The organism is Pseudomonas sp. R3-41 (genome assembly GCF_054161485.1).
Window position 1 is genome coordinate 5,509,829 of record NZ_CP096421.1, and the last position, 12,510, is coordinate 5,522,338.

The 12,510-nt window shown below is 61.7% G+C and carries 11 protein-coding genes; 7 read left to right on the top strand and 4 right to left on the bottom strand.

Annotation, left to right across the window (positions count from 1 at the left end):
* The first annotated feature begins 186 nt into the window (after nt 1-186).
* Together M1D99_RS23755 and pdeM are read left to right on the top strand one after the other, a co-directional pair.
* Nucleotides 187-2,673 carry a ligase-associated DNA damage response DEXH box helicase gene (locus M1D99_RS23755; RefSeq protein WP_458130858.1) on the top strand — a complete coding sequence of 829 codons (2,487 nt, stop codon included), beginning with the start codon at nt 187-189 and terminating at the stop codon, nt 2,671-2,673.
* Nucleotides 2,673-3,329: a ligase-associated DNA damage response endonuclease PdeM gene (gene pdeM, locus M1D99_RS23760; RefSeq protein ID WP_186708401.1), complete on the top strand. Its 657-nt coding sequence runs from the start codon at nt 2,673-2,675 to the stop codon at nt 3,327-3,329. Before M1D99_RS23755 ends, pdeM begins: the two co-directional genes overlap by 1 nt.
* Before the next feature lie 90 nt (nt 3,330-3,419).
* Here the strand turns inward: pdeM and M1D99_RS23765 are convergent, their stop codons facing one another.
* Nucleotides 3,420-3,626 carry a hypothetical protein gene (locus M1D99_RS23765; RefSeq protein ID WP_041022879.1) on the bottom strand — a complete coding sequence of 69 codons (207 nt, stop codon included), beginning with the start codon at nt 3,624-3,626 and terminating at the stop codon, nt 3,420-3,422.
* A 102-nt stretch (nt 3,627-3,728) separates the two neighbouring features.
* A complete protein-coding gene (gene dcd / locus M1D99_RS23770; RefSeq protein ID WP_003184751.1) occupies nt 3,729-4,295 on the bottom strand; it encodes a dCTP deaminase in 567 nt (188 codons plus the stop codon).
* Between the two features lie 354 nt (nt 4,296-4,649).
* Between dcd and M1D99_RS23775 the strand changes: the two genes are divergently transcribed.
* The gene (locus M1D99_RS23775; protein WP_002554837.1) at nt 4,650-4,859 is read left to right on the top strand and encodes a cold-shock protein; all 210 of its coding nucleotides are present in this window, start codon (nt 4,650-4,652) and stop codon (nt 4,857-4,859) included.
* A gap of 193 nt (nt 4,860-5,052) precedes the next feature.
* Here M1D99_RS23775 and M1D99_RS23780 read toward each other — a convergent pair whose 3' ends face one another.
* On the bottom strand, nt 5,053-6,060 hold the full coding sequence (locus M1D99_RS23780; RefSeq protein ID WP_186731077.1) for a DUF481 domain-containing protein: 1,008 nt from the start codon (nt 6,058-6,060) through the stop codon (nt 5,053-5,055).
* Nucleotides 6,061-6,217: 157 nt separating this feature from the next.
* On the opposite strand from M1D99_RS23780, the gene M1D99_RS23785 reads away from it, so the two are divergent.
* The 4 genes from M1D99_RS23785 (at nt 6,218) to M1D99_RS23800 (ending at nt 10,991) form a co-directional block, all read left to right on the top strand.
* Nucleotides 6,218-6,571 carry an MGMT family protein gene (locus tag M1D99_RS23785; RefSeq protein WP_434572014.1) on the top strand — a complete coding sequence of 118 codons (354 nt, stop codon included), beginning with the start codon at nt 6,218-6,220 and terminating at the stop codon, nt 6,569-6,571.
* A 44-nt stretch (nt 6,572-6,615) separates the two neighbouring features.
* The gene (locus tag M1D99_RS23790) at nt 6,616-8,175 is read left to right on the top strand and encodes an AmpG family muropeptide MFS transporter (protein ID WP_186708395.1); all 1,560 of its coding nucleotides are present in this window, start codon (nt 6,616-6,618) and stop codon (nt 8,173-8,175) included.
* Between the two features lie 129 nt (nt 8,176-8,304).
* The gene (locus tag M1D99_RS23795; RefSeq protein ID WP_186731079.1) at nt 8,305-10,020 is read left to right on the top strand and encodes a proline--tRNA ligase; all 1,716 of its coding nucleotides are present in this window, start codon (nt 8,305-8,307) and stop codon (nt 10,018-10,020) included.
* Nucleotides 10,021-10,037: 17 nt separating this feature from the next.
* On the top strand, nt 10,038-10,991 hold the full coding sequence (locus M1D99_RS23800) for a hypothetical protein (RefSeq protein ID WP_434572017.1): 954 nt from the start codon (nt 10,038-10,040) through the stop codon (nt 10,989-10,991).
* 197 nt (nt 10,992-11,188) lie between these two features.
* On the opposite strand, the gene dinB is transcribed toward M1D99_RS23800, so the two are convergent.
* Nucleotides 11,189-12,250 (bottom strand): DNA polymerase IV, encoded by a 1,062-nt coding sequence (gene dinB, locus M1D99_RS23805; protein WP_186731081.1) that lies wholly within the window; start codon nt 12,248-12,250, stop codon nt 11,189-11,191.
* Between the last annotated feature and the right edge of the window lie 260 nt (nt 12,251-12,510).

The window sequence follows — 12,510 nt, forward strand, 5'->3', positions numbered from 1 at the left end:
CTTGCTCCCGCTGGGCTGCGAAGCGGCCCCCTGCATCTGGAAGACGTACTGCAGGAGGCAGGCTGCGCCTCCAGCGGGAGCAAGCTCCCTCGCCACAGAAGCACGCTTGCCCCGATGTCCTGGATAAAACCTTTCGCATCTCGCCGTGGTCACTGGAAGAGGACCTTCAGGGCGCACGCGGCAGGCATGGCGACATCCAATAATTTCGCGAAACAGTGGTTCGATGCCCGCGGATGGAAGCCATTCGCCTTTCAAAAGCAAGTATGGGCCGCGGTCAAGCGTGGGGAGTCCGGGCTGTTGCATGCCAGCACCGGTGCCGGCAAGACCTACGCCGTGTGGTTTGCCGCCCTCAACCGCTTCGCCCGCTCGACACCGCCGCCGGACAAACCGCGCAAACGCAAGCCGCCAACCGAACCGCTGACAGTCCTGTGGATCACACCGATGCGCGCTTTGGCGGCCGACACCGGCAAAGCCCTCGAAGCGCCCCTGGCAGACCTGCAACTGCCGTGGAGTGTCGGCCTGCGCACCGGCGACACCAGCCCCAGTGAACGCGCCCGCCAGGGCCGGCGCCTGCCCACCGCGCTGATCACCACGCCCGAAAGCCTGACCCTGATGCTCGCCCGAGCCGACGCGCACGCTGCCGTCTCGACCCTGCGCATGGTGGTCGTGGATGAATGGCACGAGTTGCTCGGCAACAAACGGGGCGTGCAACTGCAACTGGCCCTGGCCCGCTTGCGGCACTGGCACCCCGAACTCATCGTTTGGGGCGTGTCCGCAACCCTGGGCAACCAGGCCCACGCCGAGCAGGTGTTGATCCCGCAAGGCAACGGCGCCAGCGTTCAGGGCGCCAACGGCAAGGCGCTGCAGGTCGACACGCTGCTGCCTCCGGCCCTCGAACGTTTCCCATGGGCTGGGCACATCGGCCTGAAGATGCTGCCCAAGGTCGTCGCCGAAATCGACGCCAGTCGCAGTTGCCTGGTCTTCACCAATACCCGGGCGCAATCGGAAATCTGGTATCAGGCCATCCTCGAAGCAAGGCCCGACTGGGCCGGGCTGATCGCCCTGCACCATAGCTCGCTGTCCCGCGGCACCCGGGATTGGGTGGAGCGTGCGTTGAAGGACGGCCAGCTCAAAGCGGTGGTCTGCACGTCGAGCCTGGACCTGGGGGTGGATTTCCTGCCGGTGGAACGGGTGCTGCAGATCGGCTCGGCCAAGGGTGTGGCGCGGTTGATGCAGCGGGCCGGGCGCTCCGGCCACGCACCGGGGCGGACCTCACGGGTGACGCTGGTGCCGACCCACAGCCTGGAATTGATCGAAGCCGCTGCCGCCCAGGACGCGGTGGCCCAACGGCGCATCGAACCTCGCCTGTCACCCCACAAACCGCTGGATGTCCTGGTGCAGCATTTGGTGAGCATGGCCCTGGGCGGCGGCTTCGTTCCCGACGAACTGTTCGCGGAGGTGCGGGGGGCCTGGGCCTATCGCGACCTCAACCCGGCCGAATGGGCCTGGGCCCTGGCCTTTGTACGCCATGGCGGTTTGTCACTGACCGCCTACCCCGATTACCGACGGGTCGAGCCGGACGAACACGGGATCTGGCGAGTCCCCGATGCGCGCCTGGCCCGGCGCCACCGCATGAGCATTGGCACCATCGTCAGCGATGCCAGCCTGCAATTGAAATTCTGGAGCAAGGGCGGCGGCGGCAAGACCCTGGGCAGCGTCGAGGAAGGTTTCATCGCTCGCCTGCGCCCCGGTGACGGTTTCCTGTTCGCCGGGCGGCTGCTGGAATTGGTCCGGGTCGAAGACATGACCGCCTACGTGCGACGCAGCCAGGCTAAAAAGGCCGCCGTGCCGCGCTGGAACGGCGGACGCATGCCACTCTCCAGTGAACTGGCGGCCGCCGTCGTGGCCCGTTTGAGCGAAGCCGCCGCCGGCCGCTTCGAGGGGCCGGAGATGCAAGCCGTGCAGCCCTTGCTGACGACCCAGCAACGCTGGTCCGGTTTGCCCACGCAGCACACCCTGCTGGCCGAATCCCTCAAGTCCCGGGAAGGCTGGCACTTGTTTCTCTACCCGTTTGCCGGGCGCCAGGTTCATCTGGGCCTGGCCAGCCTGCTGGCCTGGCGCGTCAGTCGGCAACAGCCGGTGACGTTTTCCATTGCGGTCAACGACTACGGCCTGGAACTGCTCAGCGCCACGGCGGTGGATTGGTCGCACGTCCTGACCCCGGGCCTGCTGAGCGTCGATCACCTGCTGGCCGACGTGCTCGCCAGCTTGAACGCTGGGGAACTGGCCCTCAGGCGCTTTCGCGAAATCGCCCGGATCGCCGGGCTGGTCTTCGCCGGCTACCCCGGTGCGCCAAAAAGCACCCGGCAAGTCCAGGCCTCCAGTGGCTTGTTCTTCCAAGTGTTCAAGCAATACGACGCCGACAATCTCTTGCTGGCCCAGGCCGGGGAGGAAGTCTTGCGTGAGGAATTGGATATCAATCGTTTGGAGCAGACTTTGCAACGCCTCAATACCTTGAAGCTGGACCTGCACAGGATCAAGCGCCCCACCCCGCTCGGCTTCCCGCTGCTGGTGGAGCGGTTCCGGGAAAGCATGAGTTCGGAAAAACTCGCCGACCGCATCCGGCGGATGGTCAACGAGTTGGAAAAGACCGCCGATCGCGGTGACGCCTGATGCCCGCGCCTTATCCCGTCAACCTCGCGGGGGAAGAACTCTGGCTGCTCCCGGAAAAAGCCCTGTACTGGCCCGCCCAGGAAACCTTGATGGTGGCTGACGTTCATTTTGGCAAGGCCGCCGCCTATCGCAGCCTCGGGCAACCGGTGCCCCACGGCACCACCGCCAGCAACATCGCGGTGCTGGATGGGTTACTGGCCAGCCTGGCGTGTCGACAGCTGATTTTTCTCGGGGATTTTCTCCACGGCCCGGGTTCTCACGCGCCCGGCACCCTGAAGGCCCTTTCCGATTGGCGTGCGCGATATTCGCACCTGGCCATGACGCTGATTCGCGGCAACCATGACAAGCGCGCCGGCGACCCACCGCCGGAGCTGAATATTCGCGTCGTACCGGAGCCGCTGCTGCTGGGCCCGTTCGCCGTGCAACACGAGCCCACCCCGCACGCCAGCCGCCATGTGCTGGCCGGTCACGTACACCCGGTCTATCACCTGAGTGGCAAGGGCCGACAACGGCTGCGCCTGGCCTGTTTCCGCCTGGGTAGCGAGATCAGCCTGCTACCGGCCTTCGGTGCGTTCACGGGCGGCTATCGAGTCGATCAGGACAGCGATTGCAGGATTTTTGTCATTGGCGATAACGAAATATGGCCTGTGAGCTGAAAGCTTCAAGCTTCAAGCTTCAAGCTTCAAGCTTCAAGCCAAGCTACATGTGCCAACTTGCAGCTTGCAGCTTGTAACTTGCAGCTGATTTCATGCCACTGGCGCAGGAGGCGGCTCGTCCGGCAGGGTGGGTTCGCCAGGTTCGGTAGGCTGTTCGTTAGGCGTATCGGGATCAGGCTGGCCGGGGATGCCGCCCGCCGCTTCGGCAGGATGGGCCAGCAATGACCAAGCCATGACACCGATCTGATTGGGCTCAAGCCTTGCCAGTTCGGCACTGATTCGCGGATCGATCTTCATAGAGCAACTCCTGAGCGAGGGCCCGCTGCGCTGACGCAAAAAAACGGGCAGTACACCCCATAGAGTGCCTGCCCGCCCAGGAATTCCAACAGCTCGTCAGATTCAGGTACGCGGCAGGGTCACGCCGCGCTGGCCCTGGTACTTGCCGCCACGGTCCTTGTAGGACACTTCGCATTCTTCGTCGGACTCAAGGAACAGCATCTGCGCCACGCCTTCGTTGGCGTAGATTTTTGCCGGCAGGGTCGTGGTGTTGGAGAACTCCAGGGTCACGTGGCCTTCCCACTCGGGTTCCAGCGGCGTGACGTTGACGATGATGCCGCAACGGGCGTAGGTGCTCTTGCCCAGGCAAATGGTCAGCACATTGCGCGGAATGCGGAAGTACTCGACGGTGCGGGCCAGAGCGAAGGAGTTCGGCGGGATGATGCACACGTCGCTCTTGACGTCGACGAAGCTCTTCTCGTCGAAGTTCTTCGGGTCGACCGTGGCCGAGTTGATGTTGGTGAACACCTTGAATTCGTCGGCGCAGCGCACATCGTAGCCGTAGCTGGAGACGCCGAAGGAGATCAGCCGGTCGGCGCCTTCGCCACGCATCTGGCGCTCGACGAAGGGCTCGATCATGCCGTGCTCTTGCGCCATGCGGCGAATCCACTTGTCCGATTTGATGCTCATGGCGGTTTCCTGAAATAGCGAGGTGGAAAAAATACGTCCGGCATCTTACCGGGGCGCGGGGCAGGGTTCAAAGCGCGTCACGCAAATCTCGCCGATCCACCTTGATTTCCGGGTCCTGCCGGCCATCGCCCGCGCCGTCAGTCACCAAATAAGAGAAACCTTCGCAAAGACCATTGGCACATTCTGGAAAAAGGGTTAAGGTGGCGCCACTGTGTTGCTTGTGTCACTGAGAATCTCTACACGATATGTTGAATTTCGATCCAACCATCTACAAGAATTTTTCCTGCTCTTTGCACTCAGTCTCGGCCAGGGTTCTTCCTGAGTCGCAGTTATCTTTGTTCAAGGAGTTACACCATGTCTAATCGCCAAACCGGTACCGTTAAGTGGTTCAACGATGAAAAAGGCTTCGGCTTCATCACCCCACAATCCGGTGACGACCTGTTCGTTCACTTCAAAGCTATCCAATCCGACGGCTTCAAAAGCCTGAAAGAAGGCCAACAGGTTTCTTTCATCGCTACCCGCGGTCAGAAAGGCATGCAAGCTGAAGAAGTTCAAGTTATCTAACTTGTCCTTGCTTTAGTAAAAGGCCCCGCCCTCAAAAGCGGGGCTTTTTTGTGTCTGTGTGTTTTGCAGGCACAAAAAAACTGTGGGAGCGGGCTTGCTCGCGAAAGCGGTGAATCAGCAACATTCTCGTTGACTGACACACCGCTTTCGCGAGCAAGCCCGCTCCCACATGAACTTGTTGGCTAGCCTGGGGTTACCAGGTCACGCCAAACCCCGCCGTGTAGCGCGTCTTGCTCAGGTCGCTGTCCTCGGTGCCCTCGATAACATCCTTCTCGGCCTTGAGATTGAGCGATGCCCAGTCGGTGACCTTGTAGCGCAGCCCCATCTCGGCGTCATAGGCGTACTCCGCCACGCCGGACAGCGGCTTGCCCACTTCGCCGTTGGTGAAGAACTCGACGCGCTTGCCGATCAGGTAGCGGTTGTAATCCCACTTCATCGCCACGGAATAGAAGTTGTCCTTGCCGCCGTCGCGGTACTCGTAATCGGTGCGGTTGAGCAGCGAACCCAGGGAGAACGCCCCCAGTTCGTCATCCCAGAACTGGTAGCCCGGACCGGTACCCACTACGCGCTGGCGAGCCAGGTCTTCGACTTTGTCGCGTTTGTAATTCAGGCGACCTTGCCAGAACCATTTGTCGGTAATGAACCGGTCGAGGGAATACTCCAGGCGCCAGTTATCGGCGGACACGACGTCATCCTGGAATTCACGGTTGTATTCGCCTTCAGCAGTGTGCCGCCATCTGCCGTGGCGTGCCGAAGTCTTGAAATCGATGTCGTAATCATCGGTATCGGCTTCCGCACGCTGGTAATCCAGCGCGGCATCGACATTGCCTTTCCACACCAGGTCCTCGACCACCGGCTTGGGCTTGAGGATCTGCTGGATACTGGCCAGCTCGACGGTTTTGGGCCCATCACCGTTGGCCAGGGTGACCTTGCCATCCTCGGCCGCTTGCAGCGCCTTGGCTTTCTCGCCGGTGTAGGCATCCTGCTTGACCAGGAGTTGCTGATCACTCTCCAGGGTCTTGACCTGTTTCCAGTCAATGGGAATCGCGCCGGCATAATCGGTCTGGATCAGCAACTTGCCGCCATCGAAAACGGTAATCTTGCCACTGAGTTTGTCCCCATTCTTCAACCAGACAGTGTCGGCAAGCAGGGGCATGGAGGCGCTGGCAACAGCCAGGCATAGCAGGGTTCTAGACAACATAAGCGATAAAGGGCTCAAGTTTGCGGTGAAAAGGCGGCATTATCCCCCAGGATGACACCTCAGCAAGGACTGACCTGTGTAGGACTGATGAGTTCATTTCTCAACCAGTCCTGTAGGAATTAATCTACAGACGGACACCCACCTCAGGAACCCCTACGTGACTGACACCCCAGCGGGCACCGAGAACGCCGCCCAGATCCGCCGCACCACCCTTTACCTGACCCTGGCACAGGTCCCGACGGGCAAGGTCGTCACCTATGGCCAACTCGCCGAAATGGCCGGCCTTGGCCGCGCGGCGCGCTGGGTGGGAAGAACCCTCAGCCAATTGCCGAACGACACCACGCTGCCTTGGCATCGGGTATTGGCGGCCGGTGGTCGGATCAGCCTGCCGGTGGGCAGCGCCTCGGGGGATGAACAGCGCGCACGCCTGCGCATGGAAGGAATCAGTATCCTGAACAATCGTGTTGATATTCAGCGCCATGGCTGGCGCCCGGTAGAGCACAGCGGTTAGAGTGCGCGCTTTGTTTTCGCAATTTTTGAGGCAGACTCCAGCCCATGCCCCGTAAAACCTGGCGCGCCGCCCTCGCCGCCTATGCCAGTCCCTCGACGCTCGTGCTGTTGCTGCTTGGCTTCGCCGCCGGCTTGCCATACATGCTGGTGTTTTCCACGCTTTCAGTCTGGTTGCGCGAAGCCGGCGTGGCCCGCGAAACCATTGGCTACGCGAGCCTGATCGGCCTGGCGTATGCCTTTAAATGGGTCTGGTCGCCGCTGCTCGACCAATGGCGCCTGCCGTTGCTCGGCAAACTGGGGCGCCGTCGTTCATGGCTGGTGCTCTCCCAGGCGCTGGTCATTCTCGGCCTGATCGGCATGGGCTTCTGCGACCCACAGAAACACCTGTCCTGGTTGATCGCCATCGCCGTGATCGTGGCCTTCGCCTCTGCGACGCAGGACATCGCCGTCGACGCCTACCGCCTGGAGATCGCCGACGACACCCGCCAGGCCGCCCTCGCCGCCAGCTACATGTCCGGCTACCGCATCGCCGCGCTGCTGGCCACCGCCGGCGCCCTGTTCTTCGCCGAAGGCTTTGGCTCCACCGGTTTCAGCTACAAACACTCGGCCTGGGCCGGCACCTACCTGTTGTTCGGCGTGCTAATGGTCCCGGCGCTCCTCACGTCCCTGTTCATGCGCGAGCCACCGGTACCGCTGCGCACCCAGTTGCAGGCCGGGCGCTACACGTTTGTCCATCAGTTGGCGTCGGTATTCGTACTGATCGTGCTGCTGGTCTCCGTCCCGGCGATGTTCACCCAACTCTTCAACACCGACTTCGCCAGCGTGCTGTTCGAGGGCGTCAGCCTGCTCGACCTGCTGCTCGAAGACCGCGCCTTCCTGCGGGCCATCCTCTATACCCTCTTGACCGCCCTGTGCCTGTCGGCCATGGGCCGGCGCGGACTGGCGCCAGTGCTGACGCCGATCAACGATTTCATCCTGCGTTATCGCTGGCAGGCCCTGCTGCTGCTCGGATTGATCGCAACCTACCGGATGTCCGACACGGTCATGGGCGTCATGGCCAATGTGTTCTACATCGACCAGGGGTTCACCAAGGATCAGATCGCCAGCGTCAGCAAGATTTTCGGGCTGATCATGACTCTCGTCGGCGCCGGCATGGGCGGCCTGTTGATCGTGCGTTTTGGCATCCTGCCCATCCTGTTCATCGGCGGTGTCGCCTCGGCCGCCACCAACATCCTCTTCCTGATGCTCACCGACATGGGCGCCAACCTGCAGATGTTGATTGTCACCATTTCCCTGGACAACTTCAGCTCCGGCCTGGCCACTTCGGCGTTCGTCGCCTACCTGTCGAGCCTGACCAACCTGAAATTCTCCGCCACCCAATACGCCTTGCTCAGCTCGATCATGCTGTTGCTGCCGCGTTTGATCGGTGGCTATTCAGGGGTGATGGTGGAGAAGTTCGGCTACCACAATTTCTTCCTCATCACCGCCCTGCTGGGCGTGCCGACCCTGTTGCTGATCGCCTTGCACTGGTTCCAGGAGAACCGTCGCCAGGACTCGGCACCCGCCGAGGAACCGGCGCCCACCCGCCCCGCGGAAGAGTCGTAGGAAATTTCAGAAAACACCGGGAAAACCGGTGTCCGCACCTGGCGACCGGCCACGCGCCTGTACGCCAGGGCATCTCGCCCGTACAATGCTCCGTCACTTCTCGTCATCAGCAACCGACAACGGCCAACCATGCGCACCAGTCAATTTTTGCTCGCCACACAAAAAGAAACGCCTTCCGATGCCGTCGTGATCAGCCATCAATTGATGCTGCGTGCCGGCATGATCCGCAAACTCGCCTCGGGCCTGTACACCTGGCTGCCGATGGGCCTGCGGGTCATGCGCAAGGTGGAAGCCATCGTTCGCGAAGAGATGGACGCCGCCGGCTCCCTGGAAGTGTTGATGCCGAGCACCCAGCCGGCCGAGCTGTGGCAGGAATCGGGGCGTTGGGAAGAATACGGCCCTGAGCTGCTGCGCATCAAAGACCGCCACGGTCGCGACTTCTGTGCAGGCCCGACCCACGAAGAAGTGATCACCGACCTGATGCGCAACGAGTTGAGCAGCTACAAGCAGCTGCCGATCAACCTGTATCAGATCCAGACCAAGTTCCGTGACGAGATCCGTCCACGCTTCGGCCTGATGCGCGGTCGCGAATTCATCATGAAGGATTCCTATTCCTTCCATGCCGACCTGGCCTCGCTGCAGGTCACCTATGACCGCATGCACCAGGCGTACTGCAACATCTTCACCCGCCTGGGCCTGAAATTCCGCCCGGTTGAAGCCGACAACGGTTCCATCGGCGGTGCCGGTTCCCACGAATTCCACGTGCTGGCCGAGTCCGGCGAAGACGACATCGTCTTCAGCAACGGCTCCGACTACGCCGCCAACATCGAGAAAGCCGAAGCCGTGCCACGGGAAACCTCCCGCGCCGCGCCAACTGAAGCGTTGCGCCTGGTGGACACGCCGAACGCCAAGACCATTGCCCAGTTGGTGGAAGGCTACGACCTGCCGATCGAGCGCACCATCAAGACCCTGATCGTACGGGCGGAAGAAGCCGGCAAGTTGATTGCCCTGATCGTCCGTGGCGACCACGAGCTGAATGAAATCAAGGCCGCCAACCAGCCAGGCGTTGCCAGCCCGCTGGTCATGGCCACCGACGCCGATCTGCGCGACGCCATCGGCGCCGGCGCCGGCTCCCTCGGCCCGTTGAACCTGCCACTGCCGATCATCATCGACCGTTCGGTGGAGTTGATGAGCGACTTCGCCATCGGCGCGAACATTGATGACAAGCACTACTTCGGCGTGAACTGGGAACGCGACCTCCCGGTTCCAACCGTCGCGGACCTGCGCAACGTCGTGGCCGGCGATCCAAGCCCGGACGGCAAGGGCACCCTGGAAATCAAGCGCGGCATCGAAGTCGGCCACATCTTCCAGCTGGGCGACAAGTACAGCAAGGCGATGAAATGCGAAGTGCTGGGCGAGAACGGCAAGCCGGTCACCCTGCAAATGGGCTGCTACGGCATCGGCGTTTCCCGCGTGGTGGCCGCCGCCATCGAGCAGAACAACGACGAGAAAGGCATCATCTGGAGCGACACGTTGGCGCCATTCCAGGTGGCCCTGGTGCCACTGCGCTATGAAACCGACCTGGTGCGCGAAGCCACCGACAAGCTCTACGCCGAACTGACGGCCGCCGGCTTCGAAGTGCTGCTGGACGACCGCGACAAGAAAACCAGCCCCGGCATCAAGTTCGCGGACATGGAACTGATTGGCATCCCCCATCGGATTGTCGTCAGTGACCGTGGCCTGGCCGAAGGCAACCTGGAATACAAGAGCCGCACCGAGGCCGAGCCGCAAGCGCTGCCGGTCGACGACGTGTTGTCGTTCCTCCAGGCCCGTATCCGCCGCTGACACCAGATAGAGACGTCATGTTCAAGCGAAACACCTTAGGCCTCGGTGGCGCCGCCCTGTGCGGCGCCCTGCTGGTCAGCGGCTGTGCCAACCAAATGTCGCAACGCAGCGAGCACGAAGAGCGGGTCGAGCGCAAATTGCTCGACCACAGCCTGCAGATCGACGTGGGCGAACCCAAGGTGCTCGACCTGCCGCAGCGTCGGGTGCGCATCAATGAGCAGAAGACCTTCGAAGTCACTGAGTTCGAGGTCACCCGCCATTATGATCGCTACACGCCGTACCAACCCTGGCGGGAAATCTACGAGATCCCCCTGGGCGCGGTGGCCGTCGTGGCCGGTGTCGGTGCGAACGTGGTCAATGTGTTCGCCCTCGGCAACTTGCCGGACACGGCGACCCGTGACTGGATCAGCTACGGTTTCGCCGGACTCAACCCGTTCATGAACGTCCCTTCCCATGGCCGCGCCCAGCAGAACCTGGCGGGTATCGACGAAGTCCAGCGCGACAAGCGCACGGAACACTCGAGCCTGCCCTGGAGCGAACGCCCGGTGGAGGTCAAGGCCGCCCGGCAGACCTTCGAACTGAGCACCGACCGTAACGGCGTGCTGCGCTTGAACCTGCTGGAAAGCCCGTTCGCCGAACAGGACCTGAGCCAGTTCGGCAAATTGCAGATCAGCGTGACGGATGCCCAGGACGAGGTGCACACCGACTCATCCCTGAGCATCAGCAGCACCTTGCGTAGCAAGCTGGTGGAAGCCCACGCGCTGATCTACGACGACCTGGAAGACGACGAGGTGAGCCAGTGGGTCCATCGGGTCAGGCGCCTGTCGGAGCTGGGACTTGAAGAGGAAGCCAGTGAACTGGAACAGAGCCTGATCGAACTGACGCGCAACGATCCGGAGCTGCAGACCGAGTTCATGAAAGCCTTGACCAAGGATGGCGGACGATTGGTGGCGGATCCGGGCGCTCACTGAGCCCAGTCTGGATGGGGCAATCTCTCTTGTGGCGAGGGAGCTTGCTCCCGCTGGGCTGCGCAGCAGCCCTGAAACCTGCCACCTCGGTATGTCAGATACGTTGAGTAGCAGTTTTGGGTCCGCTACGCGGCCCAGCGGGAGCAAGCTCCCTCGCCACAAGAGCAAAAGGCATGGCCTTCATCAGCCAAGCGACAGCCTCACCGCTCAAACAACTCCAACTGCTCAAACCCACCCCGCAAGTCTTCCAGCCGCACCCCGATCCCCAATAACCGCACCGGCTTGCCGCCCCGGTTGAACGCCTGGGTCAACAACAACTGGTAACTGCCCAAGTCACGCCCTGCCCCGGCCTGCTCCAGCGTGGTCTGGGTGAAGTCGTGGAACTTCACTTTGACGAACGGCTTGCCCGGTCGATAACTGCTGTCGATCCGGGCCATGCGCCCCCTGAGGGTTTCCATCAGCTCCGGCAGTTTGTCGAGGCAGCTCACCAGGTCGGGCAAGTCGACATCGTAGGTATTCTCCACGCTGATGGACTGCCGCCGGCTGTCGTTGTGCACCAGACGCTCATCGATCCCACGGGCCAGGCTCCAGAGCCGCTCACCGAAACTGCCGAATTCGCGCACCAGTGCCAACTTGTCCCATTCACGCAACTGCAGGCAATCGTTGATGCCGAGCCGGTTCAGCTTATCGGCAGTGACCTTGCCAACGCCGTGGAGCTTGCTGACCGGCAGGGCCGAGACAAAATCCTCGACCTGATCCGGGGTGATGACAAACAACCCGTTGGGCTTTTTCCAGTCACTGGCGATCTTGGCCAGGAACTTGTTCGGCGCGACGCCGGCGGACACAGTGATGTGCAATTGATTGGATACACGCCGGCGAATGTCTTGGGCGATGCGGGTGGCGCTGCCGCCGAAATGGTCGCTGGCGGAGACGTCCAGGTAGGCCTCGTCCAGGGACAGCGGCTCGATCAGGTCAGTGTAATCGCTGAAAATCGTATGAATTTCCTTCGACGCTTCCCGATAGGCCTCCATCCGCGGCTTGACGATGGTGAGGTCCGGACAGAGCTTCAAGGCGTGGCCGGAAGACATGGCCGAGCGCACGCCGTAGGCCCGCGCTTCGTAGTTGCAGGTGGCAATCACACCCCGCCGATCCGCCGAGCCACCCACAGCCAAGGGCTTGCCGGCCAGCCGCGGATCATCGCGCATCTCGATAGCGGCATAAAAACAGTCACAGTCGACATGGATGATTTTACGTTGCGTCATAGCGGAACAGGGTGTGCGACGAATCGGGCCACCAGTATCGCACCGGCACCTGTATATAGCACCAGTAGTTTGAAAGATCCTTCGTTGAGGCCCGAAAACGCTTACACAAATTTACTTCTTCAATCGCAATGAACCGCCCAATAGAGCGCCAACCCTTGCCAGGCCTGCGTCACAGCGTTGTCACAATGCCTTTTACAAGGCTAAGCGCTTGAAGCGGAACAGTTTTTTTGAACACCAGGCTTGACAGCTGCTCGATCCTC

Excerpts from the sequence above, each read along its gene's own strand:
- M1D99_RS23755 (WP_458130858.1), top strand. The coding sequence starts at position 187 with ATGGCGACATCCAATAATTTCGCGAAACAGTGGTTCGATGCCCGCGGA.
- pdeM (WP_186708401.1), top strand. The coding sequence starts at position 2,673 with ATGCCCGCGCCTTATCCCGTCAACCTCGCGGGGGAAGAACTCTGGCTG.
- M1D99_RS23765 (WP_041022879.1), bottom strand. The coding sequence starts at position 3,626 with ATGAAGATCGATCCGCGAATCAGTGCCGAACTGGCAAGGCTTGAGCCC.
- dcd (WP_003184751.1), bottom strand. The coding sequence starts at position 4,295 with ATGAGCATCAAATCGGACAAGTGGATTCGCCGCATGGCGCAAGAGCAC.
- M1D99_RS23775 (WP_002554837.1), top strand. The coding sequence starts at position 4,650 with ATGTCTAATCGCCAAACCGGTACCGTTAAGTGGTTCAACGATGAAAAA.
- M1D99_RS23780 (WP_186731077.1), bottom strand. The coding sequence starts at position 6,060 with ATGTTGTCTAGAACCCTGCTATGCCTGGCTGTTGCCAGCGCCTCCATG.
- M1D99_RS23790 (WP_186708395.1), top strand. The coding sequence starts at position 6,616 with ATGCCCCGTAAAACCTGGCGCGCCGCCCTCGCCGCCTATGCCAGTCCC.
- M1D99_RS23795 (WP_186731079.1), top strand. The coding sequence starts at position 8,305 with ATGCGCACCAGTCAATTTTTGCTCGCCACACAAAAAGAAACGCCTTCC.
- M1D99_RS23800 (WP_434572017.1), top strand. The coding sequence starts at position 10,038 with ATGTTCAAGCGAAACACCTTAGGCCTCGGTGGCGCCGCCCTGTGCGGC.
- dinB (WP_186731081.1), bottom strand. The coding sequence starts at position 12,250 with ATGACGCAACGTAAAATCATCCATGTCGACTGTGACTGTTTTTATGCC.